The sequence below is a fragment of the Glycomyces arizonensis DSM 44726 genome (genome assembly GCF_000482705.1).
Taxonomy (GTDB): domain Bacteria; phylum Actinomycetota; class Actinomycetes; order Mycobacteriales; family Micromonosporaceae; genus Glycomyces; species Glycomyces arizonensis.
Window position 1 is genome coordinate 1 of record NZ_AXWO01000007.1, and the last position, 23,506, is coordinate 23,506.

Annotated in this window: 17 protein-coding genes; 6 read left to right on the plus strand and 11 right to left on the minus strand. The window is 70.6% G+C overall.

Annotation, left to right across the window (positions count from 1 at the left end; translation table 11 throughout):
* A partial coding sequence (locus H613_RS0108005) for an ISL3 family transposase (RefSeq protein ID WP_026923387.1) occupies positions 1-1,513 on the plus strand: 1,513 nt, incomplete at its 5' end.
* A 591-nt stretch (positions 1,514-2,104) separates the two neighbouring features.
* On the opposite strand, the gene H613_RS25255 is transcribed toward H613_RS0108005, so the two are convergent.
* From H613_RS25255 to H613_RS0108035, 6 genes are read right to left on the minus strand one after another with little or no spacing between them, the layout of a single operon-like run.
* A complete protein-coding gene (locus H613_RS25255) occupies positions 2,105-3,040 on the minus strand; it encodes an ROK family protein (protein WP_084546454.1) in 936 nt (311 codons plus the stop codon).
* A complete protein-coding gene (locus H613_RS25260) occupies positions 3,037-4,278 on the minus strand; it encodes an AGE family epimerase/isomerase (protein WP_051393098.1) in 1,242 nt (413 codons plus the stop codon). Before H613_RS25260 ends, H613_RS25255 begins: the two co-directional genes overlap by 4 nt.
* Positions 4,279-4,332: 54 nt before the next feature.
* On the minus strand, positions 4,333-5,373 hold the full coding sequence (locus H613_RS0108020) for a LacI family DNA-binding transcriptional regulator (protein ID WP_035737057.1): 1,041 nt from the start codon (positions 5,371-5,373) through the stop codon (positions 4,333-4,335).
* Positions 5,374-5,431: 58 nt separating this feature from the next.
* Entirely contained in the window at positions 5,432-6,241 is an 810-nt protein-coding gene (locus H613_RS0108025; RefSeq protein WP_026923389.1) for a carbohydrate ABC transporter permease, read from the minus strand.
* 2 nt (positions 6,242-6,243) lie between these two features.
* Positions 6,244-7,185, minus strand: a complete 942-nt coding sequence (locus H613_RS0108030; RefSeq protein WP_211234748.1) for a carbohydrate ABC transporter permease — start codon at positions 7,183-7,185, stop codon at positions 6,244-6,246.
* Positions 7,167-8,465, minus strand: a complete 1,299-nt coding sequence (locus H613_RS0108035) for an ABC transporter substrate-binding protein (protein ID WP_026923391.1) — start codon at positions 8,463-8,465, stop codon at positions 7,167-7,169. Before H613_RS0108035 ends, H613_RS0108030 begins: the two co-directional genes overlap by 19 nt.
* Positions 8,466-8,884: 419 nt before the next feature.
* On the opposite strand from H613_RS0108035, the gene H613_RS25265 reads away from it, so the two are divergent.
* Positions 8,885-12,805: a glycoside hydrolase domain-containing protein gene (locus H613_RS25265; RefSeq protein WP_051393099.1), complete on the plus strand. Its 3,921-nt coding sequence runs from the start codon at positions 8,885-8,887 to the stop codon at positions 12,803-12,805.
* Between the two features lie 192 nt (positions 12,806-12,997).
* Complete coding sequence (locus H613_RS29070; protein ID WP_051393100.1) at positions 12,998-14,644, plus strand: hypothetical protein; 1,647 nt, start codon at positions 12,998-13,000, stop codon at positions 14,642-14,644.
* Here H613_RS29070 and H613_RS0108050 read toward each other — a convergent pair.
* The 3 genes from H613_RS0108050 to H613_RS0108060 form a co-directional block, all read right to left on the minus strand.
* Positions 14,543-16,516 carry a tetratricopeptide repeat protein gene (locus tag H613_RS0108050; RefSeq protein WP_026923392.1) on the minus strand — a complete coding sequence of 658 codons (1,974 nt, stop codon included), beginning with the start codon at positions 16,514-16,516 and terminating at the stop codon, positions 14,543-14,545. The two genes, H613_RS29070 and H613_RS0108050, sit on opposite strands and share 102 nt — an antisense overlap.
* A 284-nt stretch (positions 16,517-16,800) precedes the next feature.
* Positions 16,801-17,454 carry a response regulator gene (locus H613_RS0108055; RefSeq protein ID WP_026923393.1) on the minus strand — a complete coding sequence of 218 codons (654 nt, stop codon included), beginning with the start codon at positions 17,452-17,454 and terminating at the stop codon, positions 16,801-16,803.
* Positions 17,442-18,548, minus strand: a complete 1,107-nt coding sequence (locus H613_RS0108060; protein ID WP_026923394.1) for a sensor histidine kinase — start codon at positions 18,546-18,548, stop codon at positions 17,442-17,444. Before H613_RS0108060 ends, H613_RS0108055 begins: the two co-directional genes overlap by 13 nt.
* A 173-nt stretch (positions 18,549-18,721) precedes the next feature.
* Between H613_RS0108060 and H613_RS0108065 the strand changes: the two genes are divergently transcribed.
* Together H613_RS0108065 and H613_RS0108070 are read left to right on the plus strand one after the other, a co-directional pair.
* Complete coding sequence (locus tag H613_RS0108065) at positions 18,722-19,093, plus strand: DUF6069 family protein (RefSeq protein WP_035737061.1); 372 nt, start codon at positions 18,722-18,724, stop codon at positions 19,091-19,093.
* Positions 19,094-19,218: 125 nt separating this feature from the next.
* Positions 19,219-19,881 (plus strand): hypothetical protein, encoded by a 663-nt coding sequence (locus tag H613_RS0108070; protein WP_026923396.1) that lies wholly within the window; start codon positions 19,219-19,221, stop codon positions 19,879-19,881.
* Between the two features lie 40 nt (positions 19,882-19,921).
* On the opposite strand, the gene H613_RS31325 is transcribed toward H613_RS0108070, so the two are convergent.
* On the minus strand, positions 19,922-20,245 hold the full coding sequence (locus H613_RS31325) for a DUF3817 domain-containing protein (protein ID WP_051393101.1): 324 nt from the start codon (positions 20,243-20,245) through the stop codon (positions 19,922-19,924).
* Positions 20,246-21,118: 873 nt separating this feature from the next.
* Between H613_RS31325 and H613_RS25280 the strand changes: the two genes are divergently transcribed.
* Positions 21,119-22,792, plus strand: a complete 1,674-nt coding sequence (locus H613_RS25280) for an ABC transporter permease family protein (protein WP_035737064.1) — start codon at positions 21,119-21,121, stop codon at positions 22,790-22,792.
* A 6-nt stretch (positions 22,793-22,798) separates the two neighbouring features.
* On the opposite strand, the gene H613_RS0108085 is transcribed toward H613_RS25280, so the two are convergent.
* Positions 22,799-23,461, minus strand: coding sequence for a pentapeptide repeat-containing protein (locus H613_RS0108085; RefSeq protein WP_026923397.1), 663 nt, complete (start codon positions 23,459-23,461; stop codon positions 22,799-22,801).
* Positions 23,462-23,506 lie beyond the last annotated feature (45 nt).

Genomic DNA, 23,506 nt, shown 5'->3' on the forward strand with positions numbered 1-23,506 from the left:
CTTCTCAGGACTGTCTGATCTGGATCTTAAACGCGTGGTTGACCTGGGTGATCACATTCTGATCCAGGCGATGACGGTGGATCGGCCAGTGAGCTGCCCTGATTGCGGGACCGCCGCTGAGAGGGTCCACGCTTTCTGCGAGCGGACAGTGGCCGATGTGTCGGTCGACGCGCGGCCGGTGGTCGCGAAGGTGCGGGTTCGGCGTCTGCGGTGTGAGAACGCCGAGTGCCCGCGTCGGACCTTCCGTGAGCAGGTCACAGGGGTGCTCGAACGCTACCAGCGGCGCACGGGGCGACTGGCCGCCCAGATCGGCGCGGTGGCCCGCGAGCTGGCCGGACGGGCGAGCCAGCGGGTGCTAGCGGCGCTGTCAATGGAGGTCTCCCGGCACACCGCGATCCGGATGCTCCTGGGCCTGCCGCTGCCACCTGAGCGAGTCCCGGTCGTTTTGGGGGTCGATGACTTCGCGTTGCGCAAGCGTCAGCGCTACGCGACGGTGCTGATCGACGCGGTCACCGGTGAGCGCATCGACGTCCTGCCCGATCGGAAGGCCGAGACCCTCCAGGGCTGGCTGGAGGCCCACCCCGGGGTCGAGGTCGTCTGCCGCGACGGCTCGGCGACCTACGCCCAGGCGGTCGCGAACGCCCTGCCTGCGGCGGTGCAGGTAGGCGATCGGTGGCATATCTGGAAGAACTTCGGCGAGGCCGCCTGGAAGGAGGCCTCGGCGCACGCGGCGTGCTGGGCCAAGGGCGGCCCGGCCTCGACGGCGACCAAACGCGCCCAGACCACACTGGAGCGCTGGCACGCCGTCCACGACCTACTCGATGCCGGTGTCGGGCTCCTCGAGTGCGCCCGCCGCCTGCAACTGGCGCTGAACACCATCAAACGCTACGCCCGCGCCGCCGAGCCCGATCGGATCCGCACCGCCCCGCTCTATCGCACCACCCTGGTCGACCCCTACCGCGACTACCTGCGCGAACGACGCGCAGCCGACCCGGCCGTATCGGTACAGCAGCTCCTGCGGGAGATCAAGACCCGCGGCTATACCGGCAGCCAGAACCTGCTCTACCGCTACATCAACCAGGGCCGGGTCGAGGCCGACCGCCGCCCGATCTCCCCGCGCCGCCTGACCGGCCTGATCATGACCGATCCCACCCACCTGTCCGACAAGCAGCGGTCCCTGGTCGACGAGCTCGCCGGTCGCTGCCCGCAGATGAAGGCCCTGGCCGGCCACGCCCGATCCTTCGCCGCGCTGCTGCGCCCCGAGCAGGCCAACGCCGAGCGGCTGCAGCAGTGGATCGACGAGGTCCGGGCAGAGGACCTGCCCCACCTGCACGCCTTCACGCGCGGGCTCGACCAGGACCGGGACGCGGTCACCGCCGCCTTTACCCTACCGTTCCACAATGGCCGCACCGAGGGCGTCAACACGAAAACGAAGCAGCTGATGCGCCAGATGTACGGCAGGGCCAGCTTCCGCCTCCTCCGCCACCGAATTCTGCTCGGATCCGATCACTGACCGCTACCACCGGATTTGCGACAGAGCCAAGTTTCTGACAGTCCCTCGATTGACATCGACGGTGAGCACTGCCGGCCGCGATGATGTCGTTTCGTTTGGAGAGGTGATATGGGCTTGATCGGGGTTCAGGGAGGGCCTTCTACTTCGGGAGCACAGTCATCGTCTCGGTGGTTCGAGACGGACGCGGTTCCTGAAGGTTCTCGGAGGTGTCGGTTTCGTGGCGGCGTGGACGAGGCGTTTGACACTGCGGACACTGATGCCGTATTGGGTTGCGAGGTCACGTTGCCAGACGCCGGAGTTGAATGCGGTGACCAGCGCGGCTCGTTGTTCGGGGGAGAGGCGCTGGTGCAGCGGGCGGGGTCTCCGGCTTGAGATGTCCTCTATGGTGTATTCGGCTGCCGTGTCCGAGCGCCAGGAAGGGCCCGAGATCCCGTCATCGCCGTCAGTGGGCCGGACAGGCGTCCGAGCAGGCTGTCTACCTGCGGCGGCGTGTTCAAATAAGCGATGGTTAGGTCGACTGCTCAGAGGGGACCGTGAGGTCCCCTTTCTCATGCCTGGTCGGCGGGTACCGCATGCTCAAGCACGGCCTCGTTACTGCCCGGTCGACCGGACGCCGTCGGGGTTTTGCCGGGGTGCGGTGGCCTGCTTCAGGAGTCCGGCGGCGCGGGCCGTGCCGATCAGCGGGGCGACGTCGGTGGAGCGGGCTCGCCGGACTCGTACTCGGGCCCCCGCGGTCGGGCTCGCCTCGGTCAGGCCCTCGAGCAGCGGGCCGTGGACCAGATCCCAGGAGTTGGCGATGGAGCCGCCCACGACGACGACCTGGGGATCGAACGCCTCCACGGCCGGAGCGATGCACGCGCCGAGGGCGTACAGGCTGCGGTAGAAGATCGTGCGGGCGACGCCGTCGCCCCGCTTCGCCTCGCCTGCGATCTCGTGGACGTCCAGGACGCGACCGGTCCGTTCGGTGTAGGCCCGCGTGATGGCGCGCCGCGACACGGTCTCCTCGATCGGGCGGCCCTGCCAGTGCAGGAGGTGGACCGAGCCGCCCGGCGGGAGCCCGGGGGCATCGGCCACCGGCGTGCCGGTGGACAGGAAACTGGAGCCGACGCCGGTGCCGAGGGTGAGGAAGACCGCTCGCTGGACGTGGGAGTCCAAAGTGACCCATTCGCCCATGGCGAATGCGTCGGCATCGTTGACGAACACGAACTCGGCCGCGACGCCCTCAAGGCGCCGACGCAGGCCGTCGGCGATGTCGACGCCCTTGAGCGCGCCGAACTTGTCGACTCCCGTGAAGTCGCCGACGCCGTGGGCGTAGTCGAACGGGCCGGGTATCGCGATCCCCCATCGCAAGGTGGTGCCGGCCCCGACCGTGCGGGCGGCGGCCGCGAAGTCGTCGAGCAGCCTGTCGGCGGACGCCGCGGCGTCGATGCCGAACCTGGCCTCTTCGAGCACGGTCCAGTTCGCCGGGTCCACCAGGGCGGCGGTGACGTGGGTGCCACCGATCTCCAGCAACGGCTGTGCGCTCACGACTGCCTCCCTTCCCGGGCTGCCGCGACCAGGCCCACCCCGGGCTGCGAGCGAGCGTACAGGGTCGCCTGCAGCGCGTGGTACAGGTCGGGTTTGCCCGCCCACGTGTCCCCCTTCGGCGTGCCGTCCTCGTCCAGCTCGTGCCACCAGCCGCCCCCTCGCCGGTCGATGTGGAAGCGGGCGACGTAATCCCAGAACGCCCGGTACCAGCGTTCGTATTCGCCCTCGCCGGCGGCCCCGGCAAGGGCGACCGCGGCACCGATCGCCTCGGCGAGCACCCAGTGCATTCGGGCCGGGTTGACCGCTCGGCCCTCGAAGTCGACGCTGTACCCGACGCCGCCGCGAGTGCGGTCCCAGCCGTCGGCGACGCCGGCCGCGAACAGCTCGCGGGCGGCGTCCACCGCCCACGGAGCGCGCCCGGGCAGCAGCGCGTCGAGCTGCAGGAGGAGGCGGCTCCACTCGAACCAGTGCCCGACGAGGCTGCCGAAGGGGCGGAACCGGTCGTCGGGTCTATCGGCGTTGTAGTCGGGGACGACTCTCCAGGCCGCGTCGAAATGCTCCGGGACCCGCCATCGCCACTGGCGCGCGCCCGCGTCGATGAGCCGTTCGGCGATGTGCAGCGCCCGTACCGCGTACCGGTCGTCATCGAGCGCCTCGGCCGCGGCCATGTACGCCTCCGCGAGATGCATGTTCGCGTTCTGCCCCCGGTAGCCGGGTTCGGCCAGGACCCAGTCGCGGGTGCAGGCGTCGGTGGCGGCCCGGTCGTCGGCCCGCCAGAACCGCTCGTCGACGACCCGCAGGGCCTCGGTGAGCGTCTCGGCTCCACCGGGGAGTCCGGCCTGCGTCGCCGAGGCGCCCGCGAGGATCACGAACGCGTGCGCGTACGCGCTCTTCGCGCTGTCCGCGATGCCGCCGTCCGGGGTGAGGGCGGCGAACCATCCGCCGTCTTCGCCGTCCGCGAACCACTCATCGAGGGTCCGCAGGCCGTGGGAGGCGATGTCGGCCGCTCCGGGGCGGCCGCGGAGGTGTTCGAGCGCGAAGCAGTGGATCATCCGGCAGTGCAGCCACAGTTCGCGATCGGCGCCGGTCTCGGGTCGCCCCGCGGCGTCCAGGGGCGAGTAGCCGACCCGGTCGTCGAGCGCGTGCGCCTCGTAGAAGGCGAGGAGTCGGCGCTCCTCGTCCGCGAGCCACTGGTGGTGCGCGGGACTGCGCATCCACGACGGTCCGGCGGTGCTCATCGGGGTCTCCTCCTTGTCATGGCGGTTCGGTTCGTCCTCGGGCCCTGAACCGAGTCAGTCGAGCAACGTGGTGGGCAGTTGGACCGTCCGCGGCGGCGGGTCGGGAACGTCGCTGTCCAGCCGCTCGACGACCATGCGGGCGGCGGTGCGCCCCAGCTCGCGCGCGTCGTGGTCGATCACGGTGAGCGGGAAGGGCATCATGTCCGACAGCTCGAAGTCGTCGAACCCCATGACGCGCATGCGGTCGGTCGGGACCCGCCGCTCGGAGAGCGCGCGGATCACGCCGACGGTGTTCCGGTTGTTCTCGCTGAACACCGCGGTGGGCGGATCGGGCACCTCGAGCAGTTCGAGCATCGCCCGGCGCGCGGCGTCGGGGTCGTTCTGCCCGACGCGGATGAGCGCCGGATCGAGCGGCAGCCCCGCGCTGGTGTGCGCGCGCCTGAACCCGTCCAGGCGGCGCCGGCTGGTGAAGATGGACATGATGTTGCCGACGTACGCGATCCGCTCGTGGCCCTCGGCGACGAGCCGCCGCGTGCCCTCGTAGGCGCCCGCGACGTCGTCGATGAGCACCGTGTCGGCCGCCAGCCCTTCGAGCTGGCGGGAGGCGAGCACGAGTGGGACACCGCCGATCTGCTCGGTCTCGAGGTGCTCCGAGCCGGTCCCCGAAGGGACGACGATCAGCCCGTCGACCTGGCGCCCCACGAAGTCGTGGACGAGCGTCTTCTCCCGCTCGGCGTCCTCGCCGCTGTTGCCGGCGAGCATGCGGATGCCGCCGCCGGCGAGCACCTCCTCGGCGCCGAGTTGCAGCTGCGCGTAGTAGGGGTTGGCGACGTTGGTGATGATCACGCCGATCAGGCCGGTCCGCTGCCCGGGGCGGATGCTGCGTGCGTTCTCATTCCTGTGGTAGCCCAGCGCGGCGACCGCTTCCAGCACGGCCAGTACCTTCTCCGGTCGGACGTTCTTGCCGCCGCGCAGGGCCCGGGAGACCGTCATCGGTGAGACGCCGGCCGCGGCCGCGACGTCGTGGATGGTGGGCGCGGTGGAGCGCTGAACCGATTTGGGGCTTGCGGTGTCGGCGTTGTCCAGGGCGTCCATATGATCGCTCACCCTTTCCGCTCTCCGGTGCGAACCTCGCCCGCGTCCGCCGAACGCCTCACCGGGCGGCCCGCAGACTCGACACGAAGAACCGCTGGCAGGTCAGGAACAGGACGACCGTCGGCAGCGACGCCACGATGGCGGCCGCGAGCACGACCGGCGGCCCGAAGGTCGAGAAGCCGCCGTCGATCTCGGCCAGGGCCGCCATGACCGGACGCCGGTCGGGGCTGGTCGTCAGCGTGATCCCGAACAGCAGGTCGTTCCACACCCAGGTGAACTGGAAGATGAACGCCGCGAACAGCGACGAGCGGATCAAGGGGAGGTGGATGGAGCGGAACAGCCGCGCCCACCCCGCGCCGTCGAGCTTGGCCGCTTCGGTGACCTCCGGCGGGATCGTGGTGAGGTAGTTGCGCACGATGAAGAACGCGAACGGGACGCAGATCGCCGAGTAGATGAGGATCATGCCGAGGTTCGTGTCGTAGAGGCTCATGGACACGTAGCTGCTGAACAGCGGCGCGAGGAAGATCTGCAGGGGCAGGAGCGTCCCGAGGTAGACCAGCCAGAACCACACGGTCGGACGCTTGACCGGCATCACCACGACCGCGAAGCCCGCCATGCCCGCCGCGAGCACGGCGATGCCCGCCGACACCGACGCGTAGAGCAGGCTGTTGAGCATGCCGTAGCCGAGCTGGGACTCCGTCCAAGCGGTCGCGAGGTTGTCGAAGAAGCCGAATCCGATCGGCAGCCACGACGGGGCGCCGCCGTAGCGCTCGGCGCTGGTGAACGCGTTGACGACGAGCAGGTACAGCGGGATCGCCCACACGACCGCGAGCGCGTAGAACAGGATGTTGCGGATGATTCGAGCCATGGTCAGCCTCGCTTGTACTGGTGTCGCAGGTAGAACCACGATGCGCCGACGACGATGACGGAGAGGACCACGGCCACGGCGGCTCCCGCCCCGTAGTCGCTGAGGATGAAGGTCTGGCGGTACATCGTGACCGCGAGCGTCTCCGAGGCCGCTCCGGGACCGCCCTTGGTGAGCAGCCAGATCAGGTCGAACACGCGCAGGCTGTTGGCGATCGACATGCCGATGACGACGATCGTGACCGGGCGCAGCTGCGGCAGGATGACGTGCCAGAACAGCCGCAGGCCGGAGGCGCCGTCGAGTTCGCCGGCCTGCACGACCTCCTTGGGGATCGCCTGGAGGCCGATCATGAAGAGGATGACGGTGACGCCGGTGGCCTGCCAGGTGCTGGCCACGATCATCACGATCGTGTTGGTGGGCCACGTCAGCAGCCAGCCGCTCGCGGCCGCGTCGCCGCCGAAGAACTCGATCGCCTGGTTGAGCGCGCCGTCGGAGCGGAGGATGAAGCCCCAGATGACCGCGGTGGCGGTGCCGGAGAGGGCGTAGGGCAGGACGAACACGTATTTGAGCCAGCGGCCGCCGGGCACCGCGTTGGTGAGGACCGCGATCAGCAGCCCGATGCCGACGGGGAGGATCAGCGTCCCCACGGTCCACAGGAGCGTATTGAGCAGGGACCGGACGAAGGTCGGGTCCTCCAGCAGCGCGACGTAGTTGTCGAAGCCGATGAAGGACGAGGTGAACCCGTCGTCATCGGTGAGGCTCTGGTAGGCGGTCGCGACGAACGGGACCAGCAGCATGACCCCGACCAGCGCCACGGGGCCGACCAGGAAGGGGACGGCCGAAAGGCGGTCCTTCGTCCGCAGGGAGAGGCGGGGGCGCGGGTTGCCCGCCCCCGCCTCGGTCCGTTGCTTCTCGAGCAGCGCCATCGCTATGAACCCGCGTCCCACTTCGCCCACTCCTCGTCGGCGAGCGCCTGCAGGTTCTCGAGGGTGGGCATGATGTTGGCTTCGGACGGATCGGCCATGAAGGCGCCGAGGTACTGCACGCCGCCCTCGATCAGGGCGGGCGGGCTGGCCTCCCAGTAGCGGACCAGTTCGGTCGGCGTCTGGGCGCTCACGGCCTCCAGCACGGTCCCCAGGATCGGGTCGTCGGTGGTGACCTGCGGGTTGGCGGAGGTGTCCTTGATGTTCTCGACCCAGACCTGCTGCACGGCCGGGTCCAGCCAGTTCGCCATCGTCTCCAGCGCGGCCTCCTGCTTCGGGGTCTTCTCGGCCACCGAGATGACGCCCGATTCGACGATCGTCGACGGCGCCGCGTTCGGGTCGATCATCGGCAGCAGGAACGCCGAGTAGTCGCCCTCGCCGAGGCCCGCCTCGGCGAACGTGCCGTTGCGCCAGGTGCCCATCGGCACCTGCGCGACCTCGCCGTTCGCCAGCAGCGAGGGCTCGGAGTCCCACGCGACGTCGGCGGCGGTGAAGTACCCCTTGGCGTACATCTCGGACCAGATCCGCATCGCCTCCTGGGTGGTCTCGTCGGTGTACTTCGCCTCGCCGGCCATCAGGGCGACGTAGAACTGCGGGTCGAGCTTCGACAGGAGCTCGGCGAACCAGATGGACGAGGTCCAGCCGGCCTCCTGGGTGGCGAACAGCGGGGTGACTCCCGCGTCCTTGAGCGCGGCGTTGTTCTGGTCGAACTCCTCCCAGGTCGTCGGCGGTGCGATGCCGACCTCGTCGAAGACGTTCGTGTTGTAGAACATGACCCAGTAGCTCTTGTACATGGGCATGCCGTAGACCTTGCCGTCGTAGCTGAAGCTCTCCCTGGTCTCGGGGTTCACCCAGCCCTTGTCGACGGCCGATTCCCACTGCTGCGAGAGGTCCGCCAGGCCGCCGGAGCGGGCCAGGTCCTGGAGGCGGTAGCCGTTCCACCACTTCACCAGGTCGGTGGTGCTCTCGGTCTGGAGCGAGGAGCGGACGACCTGCTGGTAGTTCTCGGTCGAGGGGACGTTGCGCGGTTCGATCCCGTATCCGGTGATCGCCTCGAGTTCGGCTCCGGCGAGCTTGTACGCGTCGGTGAAGTCCGCCCGGTCGCCGTTGAGCGTCACGGCGTCCGAGCTGCCGCCGCCCGAGGACGAGCCTTGGGAGCAGCCGGCGAGGCCGATGGCGAACGGGACGCCGCCGACGGCCGCCGCGACGAGCGACCGGCGTTTCATGCCGTACGAGCGATACATGTGTGATCCTCCTTGATCTGAGGGGGTCAGGGGTTCGGATGCCGATCGCCGCATGGACGGTTGGTATCGTTACCAATCTCGTTGCGACGACAGTACCAGCTTCCCCACGGGCCCCGCCAGGTCGTCGGTCGAGAAAATCGCGAACCGCCGATCCGCGCCTCCGCGGCGTCCGCGGCGCCGTGCGGGCACCGATCGAACACCCCGGGCGCGAGCCGGGGACCTGGCACGATGCCGTCCGGTCCGGTCCTGCGAGGACCGCGGCGCCGCCGCCGGCGGACCGGGCGCCGCCCGAATCGTCGCCCCGGATTTCTTCGGCGGTCATCGTCCGTCTGTTTACTGGACCGGCCGAATATGGTATCGATACCAATGCGGCTGCGACGCACCTTGCTCGCCAGCCCCCCGGAGATGAGGCTCGAAACATGCGAAGAGAATCAGCGGTACCGGCCGCGAGCGCCTACTGGCGCTTCGCGATCGGTCTGGCGCTCACCGGCCTGATGTCGGTCCTGCTCGTCGTGGACGCGTCGCGCCCGGCGACGGCCGATCCGCCGCAGCGCGACTACGTGGACCTGGTGAATCCCTGGATCGAATCGGATCTCAGCCGCTTCTTCTTCTTCCAGTCGGCCAGCCAGCCGTTCGGGTTCGTCAAGCTCCGCCCCGACACGAGCACGCACCACTCGCGCGGCACCGGCTACCACTGGAACGAGAACGAGGTCAAGGGGTTCAGCCATATCCACGACTGGCAGCTCTCCGGCGTCCAGGTGATGCCGACGACCGGGACCGACGTCCCCAAGCTCGAGGGCGACACCGGCTGGCAGTCGCCGGTCGACCACGAGGAAGGCGAGATCGCCGAGCCCGGTTACCACCGGCTCGAGTTGGACCGGTACGGCATCACCGCCGAGCTCACCGCCACCGAGCGGGTCGGCATGCACCGCTACACGTACAACGAGGCCGGTCCCAGCGAGATCATCGTCAACCTCGGCGGCCAGCTCGGCGAGGCGGAGATGGAGAACGCCCGCGTCACCAAGGTCGGCGACCACACCATCGAGGGCTACGTCGTCCAGCACGGCGACCGGTCGATCCACCCCTCCACGAAACTGTTCTTCACCATCGACTTCGACCGCCCCTTCGACTCCCTGCACGGATGGGCCGAGGGGTCGCTGGTGAACGGCGGCGGCGCGGTCGACGAGGTGTCGGGCGAGGACATGGGCGTCTACGTCCGCTACGACGACCTCGACGCCGGTGAGCAGGTCCAGATGAAGGTCGGCCTGTCGCTGACCGGCATCGAGGGCGCGCGCCGGAACCTCGAGACCGAGCTGCCCGGCTGGGACTTCGACGCCACCAGGCAGGCCTCGCAGCAGGAGTGGAACGAGATGCTCGGCCGGATCGACGTCCAAGGCGGCAGCCACGAACAGCAGGTGAAGTTCTACACCGACCTGTTCCACGTGCTGGCCGGACGCAGCGCGATCAGCGACGTCGACGGCCGGTACCTGGACGCCACCTGGGGAGACGACCGGATCGGACAGATCCCGCTCGACGGCGAGGGCGAGCCGGAGTTCGCGATGTACAACTACGACGCGCTGTGGCTCACCCAGTGGAACCTGAACTCGGTGCTCGGCATGGCCTACCCCGAGATCTACTCCAGCCTGGTGCGGTCGCAGCTGCAGATGTACGAGGACGGCGGGCTGCTGCCCCGCGGCCCCGTCGCCGGCGACTACTCGATGATCATGACCAGCTCACCGGTGACGTCGTTCATCGCGGGCGCCTACAACAAGGGCATCCGCGACTTCGACATCGACCTGGCCTACGAGGCCATGCTGGACGCGCAGTCGGTCGGCGGCCTGTTCGACAAGGGGTCGCAGGACTACGACAGCTGGGACGGTGACGGCATTCGCGGGTACCTCGATCTCGGATACGTGCCGGGCAACGCCGGCGAGACGTTGGAGTACGCCTACCAGGACTGGACCTTGGCGCAGCTGGCCGGTGAGCTCGACGCCACCGGCGTCAACGCCGCGCAGTTCGCCGATGTGGCGGTCTCCAGCGGGCTCGACGAGTCGGACGCGTCCGGCGAACGGGCCGTCGACGGCCGCCCGAGCCGGGCGCCGACGCCGACCGAATGGCGGTCCGACGGCGAGGAGCACCCGTGGATCGAGCTGTCCTGGGAGCAGCCGCGGAACGTCGACACGGTCGTGCTGAGCGATCGATTGAGCGAGGACTCCAATGCCAACAGCGGCGTCCTCACCTTCAGCGACGGCACACAGGAGACGGTCACCGACATCCCCGACAACGGCGAGGAGCGCACGATCGAATTCGAGCCCAGGCAGGTCGAGTGGGTGAAGTTCGAGGCCACCGGCGGCAGCGGCCCCGACGTCGGCCTGAACGAGTTCGAGGTGTGGGACGACACCGACGTCCACGACTACCTGATGGAGCGATCACGCAACTGGCGCAACGTCTTCGACCACGACACGGGCTTCAGCCGCCCCCGGGGCGCCGACGGCAACTGGAAGGAGCCGTTCGACCCGCTCTCCAAGGACGGCTTCGTCCAGGCGCCCTCCTGGCAGTCCACCTGGTTCACCGTGCACGACGTGATGGGCCTGGCCAATGAGCTCGGCGGCACGCAGGCGTACGCCGACAAGCTCAACTACGCGTTCGAGGAGTCCGAGGACGAGCACTTCATCTCCGATTACGAGGGCGGCTACGTCAGCTACGGCAACCAGCCGGGCCTGGAGATGGCGCACCTGTTCAACTACGTCGGCAAGCCGTGGCTGACGCAGTACTGGGTGCGGCAGGTCAACGAGACGACCTACGGCTCGATCGCGACGGACGACGGCTACGGCCACCACGATGAGGACCAGGGCCAGATGGGCGCGCTCAGCGCGCTGATGTCGATGGGGCTGTTCGAGGTGACCGGCGGCGGGCTCTCGCGGCCCGTGTACGACATCACCTCGCCGGTGTTCGACGAGATCACGATCGAGCTGCATCCGGACTACTACGACGGCGGCCGGTTCCGGATCCTCACCCACGGCAATTCGGACGAGAACATGTACATCCAGCGGGCCGAGCTCGACGGCCAGTCGCTGAACAACTCGTGGTTCCACCACGACCAGCTCACCGACGGCGGCACGCTGGAGCTCTGGATGGGCGCCGAACCCGACGAGGACTGGGGCGTCGAGGAGCTGCCCCCGTCGGAATCCGAGCCCGCGGCGGCCGTGGCGTCCTTCGACGACGACGCTCCGCGCGTCGACCCGGGAGGCCGCACGACGGTGGCGCTCAACGTCGCGAACCACGGCGACGAGCCGATCACGGTCCATTGGGACCTGTCGGAGGAGCCCGAGGAGCTCAAGGTCACGCCGAAGGCGGGCGCGGTCCGCGTGGCGCCCGGCGAGACGGCCACGCGGGAGGTCAGGATCGAGGCCCCGGCCGACGCCCCCGAGGGCACCTACCGGGTCGCACTCGACGCGCACACCGTGCGGGGGACGCCGCTGCCCGAGACCGTCGCCTACGTGCAGGTGGCACCGGCGGTGTCGCTCACCTGGGCGCCCGACGAGTTCGGCCTGCTGCAGGACACCCCGGCGACCATCAGGGCCACCATGGTCAACAACGACACCGATCGGACCAACAGCGCCGAGGTCGGCCTGGAGGCCCCCGAAGGCTGGACCGTCGAACCGGACCATCGACAGATCGACCTGTCCGGCGGCGAGACCGTCGGCGTCGACTTCACGGTGACACCGCCGGCCGACGCGTCCGGCGCCGAGCAGCTCACCTTGACCGTCGACGGGGACTGGGGCGGCCTCAGCCATCCGATCGAGACGACCGTCAGCGCGAAGGTGGCGCTCATAGGCGCGATCGACACCCGGTCCACGGAGTTCGCACTGTCGCCGGACGGCTACGGCGACTATCCGGAGCAGTTCCCCGATGGCGTCGACTTCACCGTCGGCACCGACGATCCGGCGACGGATTGGAGCTACATCCAACCGGGGCCGGGCGACTCGTGGGCGCAGAGCGCGTCGTCGGACTTCACCCTGCGGTTCGATCTCGATCAGGTGCCCGAGGACGGTCTCGCCCTCACCGCGTGGCTGCTCGACACCCAGCAGGCGCTGCCGCCGTCGATCGAGGTGTCCCTCAACGGCCACCCGCCGACGACGGTCGAACTGCCCGCGGGCGGCGGCGACGGCTACCACTGGGAGTACGGGGAAGGGGCCGCCGACGGCATCCAGCCGTCGCAGCTCGACGCCCTCCTCCCCGCGGATCAGCTGGTCTCGGGCGAGAACACCGTCACCATCGCCAACACCGACGGCTCATGGCTGGTCTATGACGCGATCGGCATCCACGGGACGAGCTGACCTTGTCCGCACGCTGATGCGGGGGCGCCGCGGGCACTGACGCGGCGCGCCGCGGACGATGCCGGATCGTGCAGTGTTCCAGGCCAGAGGCTCAGCCTCTGGCCTGGATTTTCGTTCGATGCGGCGCGTGGCGTAATCTGGTGCCCAGCCAAGCAAAGGCGAATCCCGTTCAAATCGAGGACGCTGAGGTTCATGAGCATCCGGCCGGACCACGCGACGTTCCCCGAGCCGCTCCCCGTGGTCCTCGCCGCCACGAACATGCAAGCGCTCTCGCGTCTGCTGTCGGACGTCTTCCCCCTGCTCGAACCGGATCCGCGCCTCGGCATCAGGTTCAGCGTCATCCCCGGCTCGGCGTTCGAGCGGGCGGCCCACGACTTCCTCGAGACGGCCGGTGTGCCCGTGATCGACTGGGCCGACGTCCGGTCCGCCCGCCCGCACCTCATCATCTCGTGCAGCCCTTCCCGCAAACTGTTCGGAACGCGGGCGAAGTTCATGATCCTGCCCCACGGCGCCGGGCACAACCGCAGGCGCGCCGACTTCGACGGACGGATCTACGGGCTCGCCCCGCAGCAGATCCTCCTGCGCAGGCGGTTGCTGCCGTGGGCGAAGGCGCGGACCCCCGACTTCCTCGCACTGGCGGGCGAGGCCGGGAGGCGTCTGCTGCGGCGGCACTGCCCCGAGGCGGAGCGGGTGTCCAAGGTGATCGGCGACGTGTGCCTTGAGCGGATGCTGCTCAGCAGCGGGCCCGCCCAGCGCCGCCGCTACCGCAAGGCGCTCGGGATCGAGCCCGACCAGGTGCTCGTCGTCTCCTCCTCGACCTGGGGCGATCTGTCGCTGGTCGGGCGCGGACGCCTCGACCTGGTGCCGCGGCTGCTCGCCTCGCTCCCGATGGACCGGTTCCGCGTCGGCGTCATCGCCCACCCGAACATCGAGCACGGCCGGGGCGCGTCGCTGGAGGGCGTCCTGGGGCCGCAGCTGGCGAACGGGCTGATCATGCCCACGCTGCACGACAGCTGGAGGGCGACGCTGATCGCGGCCGACGTCGTCATCGGCGACAGCGGCTCGGTGACCCAGTACGCCGCCGCCATCGGCAAGCCGGTGCTCCTGGCCGCCTTCGGGTTCGACCAGATGACCGAGGGCACCCCGCTGCACCGGTTCGGAAAGGAGTCGGCCTGGCTCGACTTCGACAAGCCCTTCGCGCCGCAGCTGCTCGACGCCATCGAGCGCGGCCAGCCCTTCGACTTCGGCGAGCAGCTGGCCGGCCACCTGACCCCCAGCGAGACGCTGCCCGCCAAGACCTACGAACTGCTCGACACCGAACCTCCGCAGAGGACGGTCAAGCCGAAGTACCTGCCACCGCCGGTGACCGTGCCCCGATGCCGGCCGACCGCCGTCTGGAACTTCCGGATCCGCTTCGAAGCGGGCGGAGCCCACTGGAAGCGGCTGCCCGTCTCAGAGCCCCATGAGGCCTCGGGCACCGTCGTGGCCCGCACCGAGTGCGACGACCCGCGCCTGCTGACGAAGGCGGACGTGGTCTTGAGCCACGATGAGGCCCTGCCGCTCGACCAGGCCCGCGACGTCCTCGACGACCTGCGGTTCGAATGGGCGGCAAGCAGCCTCAGGAGCGTCCGCATCGGACCGGACGCGCTGCTGCTCGCCTCGGAGCGGCTCCCCGCGACCGGCGTCCGCTGCCCCCCGGCGATGCTCGACATCGTCCCGGCGGCCCTGCACGTGTGGCTAACGCAGCATGCGGCGGAGGCGCCGGGCCTCGACGCTGCTGACCCGCTCGTAGGCTTCCAGCGCCGCTTCGAGCCGCCGCCGACGTTCTTCCCCGTCTAGGGCGGCGGCCAGCCGCTCGTGCGACTCCCCTTCGTGCCGCGCCAGACCGGCCTGGCGCATCCAGCCGATCAGCCGGTCGGCCTCCTGGAGCGCACCGGGCTCGCCGCGGGCGGCCCGCAGCACCGCCAATTCCCCCGAGACGAGCAGCACGTGCCTGCCGTCCTCGATCGCGGTGAACCGCTCCAAGGCCCGCTCCAGAAAGGACTCGGCCCGTTCCGGGTCTCCCAGTTCGCGATGCGAGCGGCCGATCGCCATCAGCTGGAGCGCCGCGGCCCTGGCCCGCCCCTCCCGCTCGGCGATCGACAGCGCCTCCTCGTAGCAGGCGATGGCCTCCCGGTACCGGCCCTGCCGGTACCGCGCCCGCCCGAGGAGCGCGATCGCCGATTCGACCAGCTCGCGGTCGCCGTGCTCCGCGGCGGTGGCGCGGGCCTCCCGCAGCGCGCCGTCGGCCTCGGCGAACCGCCCCAGGTCCAGCTGCGTGCGCCCCAGGAACAGCAGCATGCGGGCGCGGTCCACGGGCCGGGTGGCCGCCGCCACCGCGACCTCGTAGCAGCGCGCCGCCTCCTCGGGGTAGGGGACGTTGATGAAGAACGCCCACATGGCCTCCGCCGTCGCCCACGCCTCCTCGTTCCAGCCGTGGAGTGCGGCCATCGTGACCGCGGTGGCGAGCGCGGCGTGGTTGGCCTGGAACCACGCCATGGCCTCGGTGCTCGAATCGAACGGCGGCATGTCGACGTCGTCGGGGACCGGGGCGCGCCGCAGGCGCTCGCCCATGATGATCCGGTCGGCCAGCTGCGCCCGCTTGCAGTACCACCGCAGCGTCGTCCGCATCGCGGTCAGCAGCTCGATGGGGAGTGACTCCCGCTCGGCCCGCCGGGAGGCGTCGCGGCTGACCGACGGCTCGATCAGGCACCACCCGGGCCGCACGCGGGTCACGAGCTGCGCGTTGACGAGTTCGTCGAAGGCGGCCGAGCCGTCGCCGCCGGGCGTGGCGAAGACCGCCAGGACGGATTCCTCGAACTCGCTGCCCGGCAGGACGCTGAGCAGCCGGTACAGCCACGAGGCGGACGGACTGAGCGTGCGGTAGGTGGCTTCGAGCAGGTCCGGATCGGGGTGTTCGACCAGCGCGCGGACGATGTCGCCGCCCGCGTCGGCGCCGCGGCGCCGGGCCCGGATCAGTCCGGCGAGGCGGCGGACGGTGCCCGGCCTGGTGCCGTAGTGCGTCACCAGATCGGTCGCCGGTGCGAGCGCGATCCCTTCGGACATCGCGACGAGCAGCCGCGCGGCGTCCTCCGGCCCCAGTCCGCCGATCTCGTGGTGCACTCCCGCGGCACCGGCGGACGAGCGGAGCGCGAACACCATCAATCCCGAAGTGGCCGAGGCGGGGACGAGATGGAGCCCTTCGGCGGCGTCGTCGGCGCCGTCGACGATGACGAGCATCGACCGGCCCCGCGTCGCCGACCGGTAGTGGGCGAGCAGCCCGCCGAACGTGTCGGCGAGCTGGTCCTTGGGCTGCCCGAGCCGGAGCAGCGCCGACCGGGTCGCCGAGAACAGGTCCTCGTATTCGAGGTCGATGTACAGCTGGCCGTCGGGGTAGTGGTCCTGCAACTGCTGGGCGAGCTTCGCGGCGATCGCCGACTTGCCCGCGCCCGAGGGGCCCGTGACCACCACCGGAGACCGCGCCTCGCCCGCGAGGGAGTGCCGCAGCGCCTCCAGGATCGCCTCGCGGTCGCTCCACGGCCGGGGCGGCAGCGGCACCTCCATCGGCCGGGGCGGCCGCGGTGGGCTCATGTTGATGACGTGGGCTTGGATGAGGTTGTGGATCTGCGTGTCGCGGAACTCGTTTCGCAGGTAGGACTCGTCGTCAGGCATCGCGGCTCCGTTGGTCGGTCATACCAATGGTCCCACGGGTTTCCAGCCCTGACCGGATCAAAACGGCAGCGTACGCCTGTGGGGTGTCCGGTCCGGGAGGCGTTGGCGCCGCACGGAGAGGGCTGTTCGGGGAGGCTGTGGGGGCCGGGTATTGGTGGGAGGTACCGAACGATCAAGGTACGCGAGTAATGCTCGCATGTCTATGGCGCGGGCCGATTCCGCCTTCCTGCGCCGCACGGCGACATGGCGGATCCGAGTCACAGTGGAGCCGGGTGCGCGGCCCCTCAGGCCAGGTCGGCGCTGTGGACCAGCAGGGCGATCTGGGTGCGGTTGTCCAGGCCGAGCTTGGTGAGGACGCTCGAGACGTGGGCCTTGGCCGTGGTGACGCTCATGGCCAGGTCGGCGGCGATCTCGGCGTTGGAATGGCCGCGCGCGATCGCGATCGCCACCTCCCGCTCGCGCGGGGTGAGCGCGTCCAGGGCAGCGCGGGCGCGCTGGTACGTGTCGGCCTGGACGACGGTGCGGTCCATCAGCCGCCGCGTGATGCCGGGGGACAGGATGGGGTCTCCGGCGGCGACCCGCGTGACGGCCTCCACGATCCGGCCCGGCGGCGTGTCCTTGAGCAGGAAGCCGCTGGCCCCGGCGCGCAGCGCGTGGACGATGTTCTCGTCGGTGTCGAAGGTGGTCAGCACGATCACCTCCGGCGCCCGGGGGCGGGCGCGCAGTCGGCGCGTGGCGGTGATGCCGTCGACGCGGGGCATGTGCAGGTCCATGAGGACGACGTCGGGGAAGTGGGCGTCGGCGGCGCCGACGGCCTCGCTGCCGTCGCCCGCCTCGGCGACCACGGTGATGCCCGCGGCGCCGTCGAGCATCATGGACAGTCCGGCCCTGACGAGGGCGTCGTCGTCGACCAGGAGCACGCGGATCACGCCCGCCATGGTAGCCGGGCGGTGAGCCGGAAGCGCCGGTCGAGGCGGGCATGGTTGCAGTGAGCATGGTCGAGCTGCCCGCCGACCAGGCGCACCCGCTCGGTGAGGCCCACCAGGCCGAGGCCGCTGCCGGGCACGGCCGGTGTCGCGTCCGCCTCGGCCAGCGGGTTGCCGATCTCGATGACCAGCTCGCCGCCCGGAGCGCCGCGCAGGGACACCTCGACCGGGCGGCCGGGGGCGTGCTTCCGGGCGTTGGTCAGTCCCTCTTGGAGGACGCGGTAGGCGATCCGTCCGATGGCGGACGGCGGCGCGGCGTCGGGAGTCCCGTCGTGCAGCTCCACGGCCTGACCGGCCTCGCGTGCCTCGTCGAGCAGGCCGTCCAGGTCGGCCAGGGTGGGCTGCGGGCCGCAGTCGTCGGCCTCGCCGTCCTCGCGCAGCAGGCCGATCACCTGCCGCAGCTCCTCCAGCGCCAGGTGGACCCCGTCGCGGACGACTCCGGCGGCGCGGGCGACCTGCTCGGGGGAGGCGTCGGGGCGGTACTCCAGCGCCCCGGCGTGCGTGGCCACCAGGGAGAGCCGGTGGGCCAGCACGTCGTGCATCTCCCTGGCGAGGCCGCGGCGCTCGGCCGCGCGGGCCTCGGCGACGCGCCTGCCCTGCTCGGCTTCGGCGCGGCGGGCCCGCTCGCGCAGCGAGAGGACCAGCTCGCGATGGGAGCGGGCGAGAGTGCCCCAGCCGAGCAGCGCGCCGTAGGTGGCGCAGACGAGCGGCAGCCACCATTCGAACGCGATGACGGTGTCGGGCCGCCACCACCAGAGCCATTGGACGATATGCGCCGCTACGCCGGCGACAGCCACGGCGGCGGCCACGGGGAACCGCCTGCGCCATGCCACCTGGAGGGCGCCGACCGTCGCGGCCGGTGTGGCGACGGGGGAGAGCAGGGCGAGGACGGTCGCGGCGAGCGCGCCGGTCACCGGCCACCACAGCTGCGCGAACGCCGCGAGGAGGGACAGCCCGGCGACCGCGAAGTCCAGCGGCCCCGGCGACTGCCGCCCCCACAGCGACAGGGCGGTGAGCAGGCCGACGCCGACGGCCATGCCGACCATCTCGGGGAGGTTGGGGGCCCTGGGAGGACGCTGCTCGATCACCGGCACATGCTAGCTTCCGGCGCGGCCGCGGCGTCACCTACGAAAGTAGGGGCCGCCTCCCACTCGGGCAGTATGGGGCGCGACCGCGCGCCCGATGCGGCGGCCCGGCCTCCGGGGCGAGGCTGGTCGGCATGAACACACGAATCAGAAGACTCCTCATTGTTCTCGGCGCCTGCGCTGCGGCCCTGGCCCTGTGGGCCGTCGCGGTCCCGGTGGCGGGCGTCGACCTGGCCGTCGACCAGGGCGGCACCGAAACGGCGGTCGGGCCCGGGTTGGTCGCGGCATCGAGCCTCGCGGCCGGGCTGGCCGGATGGGCGCTCCTGGCCGTCTTGGAGCGGTCCGCGGCCCGCGCCGGACGCATCTGGACGATCATCGCTGTGACGGTGCTCGCAATTTCGGCGCTGGGTCCGCTCGGCGCGATCGGCGCCGCGGCGACGTCGGTGCTGCTCGGGATGCATGTGGTCGTCGCGGCCGTGCTCATTCCGGGTCTGGCGCGCCGCTGACCGCACCGGCGATGTCGCTGTCCGGTTCGCGCGGGCGGAGAAATTGTCGGTGCCGTCCGTAGCCTCGATGAGGTAGGTGAATGACTCCGCGTAGTCGATACGCGACTGAACGAACGGACAGTGCGATGGATGCACCGAAGCCGACCGACAGTTCACGACACCACGGGCAGCGCCAGGCGCGGCCCCCGACCGGTTCGAGCGAGGCGAGGGGCCCGGCGGCCGAGCTCATCGCGAAGGACGTGGCCTTCGAGGCGATGAAGTGGCTGCTCCGCTTCGACGGCGACGCCTCGCGGCTCTCGGAGCTGGGCCTGGCGGCCCTGGAATGGGCCGGCGCCCGGCCCGACGAGCGCGACGCCTATCTGCTGCGGGGCGAACCGGCCCCGCGCCGCGAGGCGCGGCCGGGGCGCTTCGTCCGCAACACCCGCGACCGGGTGTGGGTGACCAAGCCGATCCTCAAGGCGCGCGGCTGGACCGACACCGCGATCCGCGACTTCCTCCCCGACGCCGAAGGGTTCAAGCCGAACCCGCGGTTCACCGAGAACGGCAACCCGATGCCGGTCTGGCTTCCGGAGACCGTCGCCGAGGCCGAGGCGACGCCGGAGTGGCAGCAGTGGCTGCAGAAGTCGCTGAAGCGGCGGGGGACGACGCTGCACGAGGTCGCATCGGCCTCGGGCGGCGGCTTCCGCCGCCGCCTCGATGCGGTGCAGGAAGCCGTGGACGCCTATCTCCGGGCGCAGATCACCCGCAGGTCGGCCGGGGTCGGCGGGAAGGAGGTGGCGGCCGAATAGGGCCGGTGGACGGGTGAGCGGGGGCCGCCGCCGGGTGTGATCAGGCGCGGACCGGTTCGGCGGCCCGCTCCGCCGCGAGGAGCTCGGCCCGCTTCCAGCGGTGGAGCACGAACGGCGCCAGCGGGACCACCGCCGCCACGAGGGCCACCAGCGTCATGCCGAGGCCCCATCCCAGGCGGCGGCGAATGACGAGGGTCGCCACCACCAGCAGCACGAACAGCAGACCGTGGAGCGAGCCCAGCGGCATCACCAAGTCGATCTCCGAGATACGGCTCAGGAGGGAGCCGAACACCAGGAGCAGGACGAAGGACCAGCCTTCGGCCAGCGTCAGCATGCGGTAGCGGAAGACGGGATTGGCGAACACGGTGTACCTCGCATCGGGTGGTCGTGCCGGGTCTGATCTGCATCGTAAGCGCACCGTATCGGGGTGACGCCGCTCGCTCGGCTCGGTGATGCCGGGGATCACCGAGCCGTGCGCCGGAGCGGTGCGCTGAGGCCGTGCACTGGAGTCGTGTGCCGAGGTTGCGTGCCGGGGCCGTGCGCCGAGGAGGTGACAGGTGCGTGCGTGAGGCCGACGCCGACCGCCCGGTCCGCGGCCGCGCCATGGGAAAGGCGACAGGTGCGAGCGTGGGTTCGACTCCACCGCACGTTCACGCCGTGCGTGAGGCGGGCGCCTGCGGCGGGGTGGAGTTTTGCGGACCGGGTGACGTTCACGCCGTGCGTGGGGGCGGGCGACGGGTGCGCGCGTGCGTCCGGCGACCGCGTCTGCGGCGAGTTCGCCAACGCGAACTGCGCACCGAGGCGTGCGCCGGTCCGACCAGGTCAGCATCGGCGGCCCCGCGTTTGCCGGTCGCACACCGCGAACCGCGACAACGCCTTGACGACGGTGGCGTCGGACCCGCTTGCCAGGCGTACACCGAGACGCGCGTGGGTTCGTCCTACCGGACAGCGACTTCCAGGCGGGGGTGCGGTGCGCACCGAGGCGCGCGGGGCGACCGGAGGGAGGCTGCGCCCTCTCGCGGAGGTCGCCACCGTCCGGGCGGGTCTGACCTCCCGAGGCGAGGCGTTCCGCGAGGCGGCGCTGCGGCCGGCGTACGGCCGTGTCGAACGCCGGTGCTCTGGAACGCGGTCCACCGCCGAACGCCGGTGCTGATGGGACCGCCGTTGACCCGGAACCGGTGTTGGCGTGATCACATTACAGTGAGGATCGAATCCGACTCATCCCCGAGGAGTCACCGTGAACGATCGCCAGCAGTCGAACGGACCCTCCCAGCCGGGCCAGTACCCGCCGATCCAACCGGCGCCCGGCCATCAGGCACCCGGTCGCACGTCGCCCGGCCAGATGCCGCCGGGACCGCCGCCGCGGAGCAGCGGGCTGCGACTCGGCCTCGGTCTTGCGCTCCTGGCCCTCACCCTGGTCCCCACCCTCTTCGCCTACATTCTCCCCACCCTGCGCACGCTCACCATGAGCTTCGAATCGGGCAATTTCCTGAGCGGGACCGAATCGGTGGGCGGGGCGAATTTCGAACACCTCTTCAGCGACGGCGACTTCTTCGCCGGGATGCTGCCGGTCGCCGTCGTCGCCCTCAGCACCGTCGTCTCGGGCGCCGTCGTCGCCTCGCTCGTCGCCTGGTGCCTGCACCTCGCCGGAACCGGGGCCCGCATGGCCGCCAGGATCGTCTGCGGCCTCGCCGTCGTCGCCTTCGCTCCGGCCGCTCTGGTCGTCGCCTGGTTCCTCAGCACCTACGACCAAGGCACCTTCGGGGACGCGGGCCTGCTCAACTGGACGGGACTCATCTCCGGCGTGGTCTTCGGATCCGGTGTCCTCGTCGCCCTCGCCGCCTTCAGGGGCGGCGACGGTCCTGCGAGACCCGCCGCGACCGTCGTGACCGCCGCGGGGCTCACCGCCTTCGCGCTGACCGCCGCGGCGCTCCAGACGTTCACCTTCACCTACATCGTCGGCTTCCCCACCGAGCCGGGCATGGTCCCGCTGTACCAGGTGTTCTTTCACGGGTTCACCACCGGCGACTTCGGATACGGCGCGGCCGAGGCGGTGCTGCTGCTCGCCATCCTGGCCGTGCTGGGGATCGGTGCGGCCCTGCTGTTCATCCTGACCCGGACCCGCATCGAGGTCACGCCCGGACCGGGCGAGCCCAGGGCGTTCCGGGCCGGGCCGGGCGTGCCGGGAATCCTGCTGCTGATCGCGTTCGCGGCGGGCGTCGTCTTCAACCTGCTGCCGTGGCTGACGCGCATGACCGGCGGTCCGCACGGGGGGAGCGACGCCACCGACATCATGGTCCGCACCTGGGGTCCACCGCTCATCACCACAGGGGTCGCCTTGGTGGCCGCGCTCGCGGGCGCCTTCGCGATCGGTGTGCTGCGTCCCCTCGGAGACGGCTCGCGCTGGCTGCTGCTGCTGTTCGCCCCGTGGCTGTTCGTTGGCTCGGGCCCGCTGGTGCTGGCCAACTACGAGGCACTGGTCGAAGCCGACGCGCTGTCCACCTTCACCGCGCTCATACCCCGAGCCTGGATCGCCGTCCCCGCGCTGTTCGTGTTCACCGCCCTGTTCTGGGGGCTGGAGGACCGCCGCCGGTCGGCGACGGCGCTCGGCACGCCCTCTGCGAAGGCGAACGGCGCGTTCGCCGCCGCGGCCTGGCCGCTCGTCGCCCTCGTCGGCATGGTCGTCTGGATGGTGAACGCGAACGACACGGTATGGCAGGCCTTCACCGTGGACCCGGACAACCCGACGGCCATGATCGCGCTGTTCGACTCGCTCAATTCGTTCGGCGTCCGGGACGGCGGCCTCGGCATCGGGTACCCGATCGTGCTGCTGGTGGTCTTCGCGGCCGCGATGGTGGCGGCCGCAGTGCTCTACCTGCCGCGCGTCGGCGTCCGCGTCGGACGCCGCTGAATCCGGCTACGCGAGCTTGAAGCCCGCCGCGACCGCGAGCTCCCCGGCGATCTCGACGGCCTGGTCGGCCGTGATGAGCGCGCCCTTGAGGCTCATCAGGCCGCTCACGCCGCTCAGGTCCGAGCGGCGCATGTCGCACCCCTGCGCCTTCGCCACGCGCGCGAAGTCCGCGCCGGGGAACGCGCAGTCGATGAACACCGCCTTCGACAGGTCGCCCAGGAAGGACGCGTTCATGAAGCGGCACCGCTCGAAGACCACCGCGCCCTTCGCGGTGCCGATCGATATCCCGGCGAAGTCGGCGCGGCAGTCGGCTATGTAGACGTCGGTGGCCATGGAGAACTGGGCCTGCCACCCGACGAGCTGGCTGTCGGTGATCTCCACCCGCCGCGCCGTCACCTGCTCCCAGCGCCCGTTGGAGAGCACCGAGCGGTCGACGGTCACGTCGACGATCTCCAAGGGGGACAGCGCCGCACCAGCCAGGTTGGCGTTCTTGACGGCGCTGGACTCGAGGATCCCATCGCCGCTCTGCTCCGACCAGTCGGCGTCCTTGAGCAGGCGCTCGCTGTACTCGAAGTCGAAATCGAGGTCGTCGGTCAGCGCGACGAGCCTCTCGGCCTCGACGACGGGCCGGCGCATCGAGCGGTCGTCGTCGATCTTCCTGAACTTCATGGGGCCCCCGTACGTGTCGATCGGTTCGATCGAACGGTACGGGGG

Bases quoted from the DNA above. Each gene is read 5' to 3' on its own strand.
- H613_RS25260 (WP_051393098.1), bottom strand. From the start codon at position 4,278: ATGAGCACCGCCGGACCGTCGTGGATGCGCAGTCCCGCGCACCACCAG.
- H613_RS0108020 (WP_035737057.1), bottom strand. From the start codon at position 5,373: ATGGACGCCCTGGACAACGCCGACACCGCAAGCCCCAAATCGGTTCAG.
- H613_RS0108025 (WP_026923389.1), bottom strand. From the start codon at position 6,241: ATGGCTCGAATCATCCGCAACATCCTGTTCTACGCGCTCGCGGTCGTG.
- H613_RS0108035 (WP_026923391.1), bottom strand. From the start codon at position 8,465: ATGTATCGCTCGTACGGCATGAAACGCCGGTCGCTCGTCGCGGCGGCC.
- H613_RS25265 (WP_051393099.1), top strand. From the start codon at position 8,885: ATGCGAAGAGAATCAGCGGTACCGGCCGCGAGCGCCTACTGGCGCTTC.
- H613_RS29070 (WP_051393100.1), top strand. From the start codon at position 12,998: ATGAGCATCCGGCCGGACCACGCGACGTTCCCCGAGCCGCTCCCCGTG.
- H613_RS0108050 (WP_026923392.1), bottom strand. From the start codon at position 16,516: ATGCCTGACGACGAGTCCTACCTGCGAAACGAGTTCCGCGACACGCAG.
- H613_RS0108055 (WP_026923393.1), bottom strand. From the start codon at position 17,454: ATGGCGGGCGTGATCCGCGTGCTCCTGGTCGACGACGACGCCCTCGTC.
- H613_RS0108060 (WP_026923394.1), bottom strand. From the start codon at position 18,548: ATGGTCGGCATGGCCGTCGGCGTCGGCCTGCTCACCGCCCTGTCGCTG.
- H613_RS0108065 (WP_035737061.1), top strand. From the start codon at position 18,722: ATGAACACACGAATCAGAAGACTCCTCATTGTTCTCGGCGCCTGCGCT.
- H613_RS0108070 (WP_026923396.1), top strand. From the start codon at position 19,219: ATGGATGCACCGAAGCCGACCGACAGTTCACGACACCACGGGCAGCGC.
- H613_RS0108085 (WP_026923397.1), bottom strand. From the start codon at position 23,461: ATGAAGTTCAGGAAGATCGACGACGACCGCTCGATGCGCCGGCCCGTC.